The organism is uncultured Enorma sp., from assembly GCA_905210055.1.
GTDB lineage: Bacteria > Actinomycetota > Coriobacteriia > Coriobacteriales > Coriobacteriaceae > Enorma.
Window position 1 is genome coordinate 1 of record CAJLVH010000142.1, and the last position, 4,936, is coordinate 4,936.

Consider the following 4,936-nt stretch of genomic DNA (forward strand, 5'->3'; position numbering starts at 1 on the left):
CGCGTCCACGGCCTCCTGCAGCATGCGCTTCTCGTTGTTCACGATGATCGCAGGCGCGTCGAGGTCGAGCAGGCGCTTCAGGCGGTTGTTGCGGTTGATGACGCGACGATAGAGGTCGTTCAGGTCGCTCGCGGCGAAGCGGCCGCCGTCGAGCTGCACCATCGGGCGCAGATCCGGCGGGATGACCGGGATGACGTCGAGGATCATGTTCGCCGGGTCGTTGCCGCCCTTCAGGAAGGCGTCGACGATCACGAGGCGCTTCACGGCCTTGTCGCGCTTCTGCTTCTGACCCTCCTCGTCGGCGATGATCGCCTTGAGCGTCTCGGCCTCGGCCTTGAGGTCGACGGCGCGCAGCAGCTCGCGGATGGCCTCGGCGCCCATGTCACCCGAGAAGTACATGCTGTAGTAGCGCTTCATCTCGCGGAAGAGCGGCTCGTCGGAGATGAGCTCGCGCTCGGTGAGCTTCATAAAGGCCTCGAAGGCGTCCGTGCGGAGCTGCTTCTCGTCCTTCGTCTCCTCCTCGATGTCGATGATCCCGGCGGCGATCTCCTCCTGCGTGAGGGGCTCCTCGTCGCTGAACTCATCGAAGTTCTCGGGGTTGCCCTGCTCTTTCAAGCTCTCGATCTGGCGAGCGCACTCGGCGTCGAGCTCCTCGAGGTCGGCGGCGAGCTCCTCGCGCAGGTCATCGGCGTCGGCCTCGCGGGCCTCGTAGTCGACGTGCGTGATGATGTAGCTCGCGAAGTAGAGGACCTTCTCCAGATCCTTCGTCTTGAGGTCGAGCAGGCGGCTCATGGGCGAAATCGACGCGCTCTTAAAGAACCAGATGTGGCTCACGGGAGCGGCAAGCTCGATATGGCCCATGCGCTCGCGGCGGACCTTGGAGGTCGTCACCTTGACGCCGCAGCGCTCGCAGACGATGTCCTTAAAGCGGATGCCCTTGTACTTGCCGCACGAGCACTCCCAGTCCTTCGCGGGACCGAAGATCTTCTCGCAGAACAAGCCGTCCTTCTCGGGCTTCAAGGTACGGTAGTTGATGGTCTCGGGCTTCTTGACCTCGCCGTAGGACCACGAACGGATCTGCTCGGCGCTGGCAAGCGAGATCTTTACCGCATCAAAATCGGTAGCTTCGAAATCTGCCACTGTCACTTACTCCTTATCTGCGGTGGTGGCGGCAAAGTCGTCGATGAGGGAGTCGACGGCGTCGAGCGCGTCCTCATCGATCACGGCGTCGTCGGCGAACGGGTCGAAGACGTCCTCCTCGGACTCCTCCGGCTCGGCGGGCGCCTGCGTGGGCTCCGCCTCATGCAGCGGCTCGATGTCGAGCGCGAGCGAGCGGATCTCCTTCACGAGCACCTTGAACGACTCGGGGAGGCCGGCCTGCGGGATGTTCTCGCCCTTCACGATCGCCTCGTAGGCCTTCACGCGGCCCACGGTATCGTCGGACTTGACGGTGAGGATCTCCTGCAGCACGTTGGAGGCACCGTAGGCGTAAAGCGCCCACACCTCCATCTCGCCGAAGCGCTGGCCGCCGAACTGCGCCTTGCCGCCGAGCGGCTGCTGGGTGACGAGGCTATAGGGGCCAGTCGAGCGCGCATGGATCTTGTCGTCGACCATGTGGCCGAGCTTCAGGATGTAGCTCGTGCCCACGGTGATGGGCTCGCGGAACTCCTCGCCGGAGCGGCCGTCGTAGAGCGTGGTCTTGCCAGACTCGTCGAGCTGCGTCACGAACTCGGGGCGCATGTGCTCGCCGTAGCGCTCGCGCGCCAGGTTGACGAGGTTCTTGTTCGCGCGACGGATGACCTCGGCGATCTCGTCCTCCTTGGCACCGTCGAAGACGGGCGTGGAGACGAAGAAGGGGCCGGGCACGTAGCGGTCGGAGTCGGCATTCTCGGGATCCCAGCCGGACGCTGCCGCCCAGCCGAGGTGGCACTCGAGCAGCTGGCCGACGTTCATACGCGAAGGCACGCCGAGCGGGTTCAGGATGACGTCGACCGGGGTGCCGTCGGCCATGTAGGGCATGTCCTCGACGGGAAGGATCTCGGAGATGACGCCCTTGTTGCCGTGGCGACCGGCGATCTTGTCGCCCTGCTGGATCTTGCGGCGCTGCGCCACGTAGACGCGCACCTGCTCGTTCACGCCGGGCGCGAGGTCGTCGCCGTTCTCGCGGCTGAAGCGCACCACGTCGATGACGCGGCCGTAGGCGCCATGCGGCATCTTGAGCGAGGTGTCGCGGACGTCGTGGGCCTTGGCACCGAAGATGGCCTTGAGCAGGCGCTCCTCGGCGGTCTGGGTGCTCTCACCCTTCGGGGTGACCTTGCCCACGAGAATGTCGCCGGGGCCGACCTCGGCACCGATGCGGATGATACCGTCCTCGTCGAGGTTGGCGAGCATGTCCTCAGAGAGGTTCGGGACCTCGCGGGTGATCTCCTCGGGGCCAAGCTTCGTGTCGCGAGCATCGATCTCGTGACGCGAGATGCTGATCGTGGTGAGCAGGTCTTCAGAAACCACGCGCTCAGAGACCACGATAGCGTCCTCGTAGTTGTAGCCTTCCCAGCTCATGTACGCGACGGTGAGGTTCTGGCCGAGCGCGAGCTCGCCGTGGTCCGTGGAGGGACCGTCGGCGATGGGCTCGCCAGCCTTGACCTCGTCGCCCACGCTCACGAGCGGGCGATGGTTGATGCACGTGGACTGGTTGGAACGCTGGTACTTCGGCAGCTGGTACTCATCCATGCCCTCGGCGCTCTTCACGATGATCTTCGACGCATCGGCGAATACGACCTCGCCGTCGTTCTTGGCAAGCGTGACCTCGCCGGAGTCGAGCGCGGCGCGACGCTCCATGCCCGTGCCCACATACGGGGCGGCCGGGTGGATGAGCGGCACGGCCTGACGCTGCATGTTCGCGCCCATGAGGGTACGCTTGGCGTCGTCGTGCTCGAGGAACGGAATGAGCGTGGCGGCGACCGAAATCATCTGACGCGGGCTCACGTCCATGTAGTCGACGTCGTCGACGGGGACGTCGGCCGGGGCGCCGAACGAGCCGTCGAAGTCGCGAGTACGCGCGACGATCGTGTGCGGGCGCACGAGCTTGCCTTCTGCGTCCGTGGTCACGAACTCATTCGTCTTGGGGTCGATCGGCGTGTTCGCCGGCGCGATGATGTGGTCTTCCTCTTCGTCGGCCGTCATCCAGTCGATGATATCGGTGACCTTGCCGTTTTCCACGCGACGGTACGGAGCCTCGATGAAGCCGTACTCATTCACACGGGCATAGAGCGCCAGGCGGCCGATGAGGCCGATGTTGGGGCCTTCGGGCGTCTCGATGGGGCACATGCGGGAGTAGTGCGAGTTGTGGACGTCGCGCACGGCCGTGGGGACGTTCGTGCGGCGGCTGGAACCCGACTTGTGAGCGGCGAGGCCACCGGGGCCGAGCGCGGAAAGCGTGCGCTTATGCGAGAGGCCGGTGAGCGGGTTCGACTGATCCATGAACTGCGAGAGCTGGCTGGAGCCGAAGAACTCCTTGATGGCCGCCACGATCGGGCGGATGTTGATGAGCGACTGCGGCGTGATCTCGTCGACATCGTGCGAGCTCATGCGCTCGCGCACGACACGCTCCATGCGGCTCATGCCGATGCGGAACTGGTTGGCGACAAGCTCGCCCACCGTGCGGACGCGACGGTTGCCGAAGTGGTCGATGTCGTCGGTCTTGAAGCCGGGCTCGCCGGCCGCGAGAGCCAGCAGGTAGCGCAGGGTAGCGATGATGTCCTCGTCGGTGAGCACGCGCACATCCTCATCGGTGCTGAGGCCGAGCTTCTTGTTCACCTTATAGCGACCCACGCGCGCCAGGTCGTAGCGCTGCGCGTTGAACAGCAGCCCCTCGAGGTGCGAACGCGCGGCCTCGACGGTGGGCGGCTCGCCCGGGCGCAGGCGCTTGTAGGTCTCGATGAGGGCGTCCTCGCGGGTGAGGGCGGTGTCGCGCTCGATGGAGCGAAGCACCACATCGGAATCGCCGAGGAGCTCCGTGATCTCGTCGTTCGTAACGGCAATGCCCAGCGCACGCAAAAGCATCGTCGCGGACTGCTTGCGCTTGCGGTCGATGGACACCACGAGCTGGCTGCGCTTATCGACCTCGAACTCGAGCCATGCGCCGCGCGCCGGAATGATCTGCGCCTTGAACACGCGGTTCTCGCCGTCCATCTCCGTGGAGTAGTACACACCCGGCGAGCGGACGAGCTGGGAGACGACGATGCGCTCGGTACCGTTGATGATGAAAGTGCCCTGCTCGGTCATCATGGGGAAGTCGCCCATGAAGACGCGCTGCTCCTTGATCTCGCCCGTCTCCTTATTGGTGAGGCGCACGAGGCAGAAGAGCGACGCCTGGTAGGTCATATCCTTCTCGCGGCACTCGTCCACCGTATGGGCGGGCTCGAAGAACCGGTGCTCACCGAAGGTCACCTCGAGAACGTGGTTCTGGCTCTGGATGGGGCTCGATTCCTTGAATGCCTCGCGAAGCCCCTCGGTCATGAAGCGCTGGAAGGATTCCTTCTGCACGGAGATGAGGTTGGGCAGCTCGAGGGCCGTCGGGATCTTCCCGAAGTCGAGGCGCGTGCGCTCGGTGCGCGTAGCCTCTTGTGGTGCGGTTGCGTGTGGCAAGCTCTTTCCTCCTCGCAAGAACGGACGGGCACGGTGGCCGAGCGGGACGCGACATGCCTCCGGCCAGTGCCAAATATCGCAGCCTATTAGTTTATCAATCGCCTACCGTTTAGCAAGAAAATGCTTGACGTGGAGCCGATTCTGGGGTAAGGAATTTTTTTGTTTATAAAACCGCTGGTAAAGCGCATATTACGAACATATGTTCATGTATTTTGAGTGAATGCCCGGACGTGACCCAATTGGGGACAGGTGCGTTTTGGGACATCCTGCGCGCAGGATGTCCCAAAAC

1 protein-coding gene and 1 pseudogene are annotated in these 4,936 nt (G+C 64.1%); both read right to left on the reverse strand.

The window, feature by feature from the left end:
- Window positions 1-1,140: pseudogene (locus QZ079_RS08080) on the reverse strand (DNA-directed RNA polymerase subunit beta'); the annotation flags it as partial.
- Window positions 1,141-1,146: 6 nt separating this feature from the next.
- On the reverse strand, window positions 1,147-4,647 hold the full coding sequence (locus QZ079_RS08085) for a DNA-directed RNA polymerase subunit beta (protein WP_297037345.1): 3,501 nt from the start codon (window positions 4,645-4,647) through the stop codon (window positions 1,147-1,149).
- Window positions 4,648-4,936: the final 289 nt, after the last annotated feature.